A 432-nucleotide genomic window follows, 5' to 3' on the forward strand; every position below is an offset into this window, starting at 1 on the left:
TCCAGCTTGAGTAAATTGATTTCCAGGATTGGCATATACATTTTATTTTCCTCCTGCCACGCTCAGACGAGCGTTACGTCTCTGGGCCCGGTGATAGATACATTCAGCAACGATGACGGCCAGCAACGCGCCACCCACGATCTTGCCGGCGTACTGGAAATATCCTCCCATATCAATTTGTGAAGGCGAGATAAACAGTAATGCGACAGCAAAAGCAATAGAGATAAATCCAAGTGCAGGCAGGACAGCAGGTAAGACTTTTCCAGGGATTTTGAAGCTTCTGGGCGTATCCGGTTGCGTCTGACGCAAACGCCAAAATGCAGGGAACATCACCAGATAAGGAATGAAATAGGTGATGGTCGTAAATGCAGTCAGCATCCAGTATGCCGCGGCGACGCTCGGGGAGATAAAGGTTGAGAAACACAATACCGT

1 protein-coding gene is annotated in these 432 nt (G+C 48.6%); it reads right to left on the reverse strand.

Annotated features, from left to right (window positions below):
• Positions 1-42: 42 nt before the first annotated feature.
• Positions 43-432: amino acid permease (locus ACU8YC_RS28320; protein ID WP_446896438.1), on the reverse strand; the 390-nt coding region annotated here is incomplete at its 5' end.

Source organism: Citrobacter sp. VF227, from assembly GCF_052950715.1.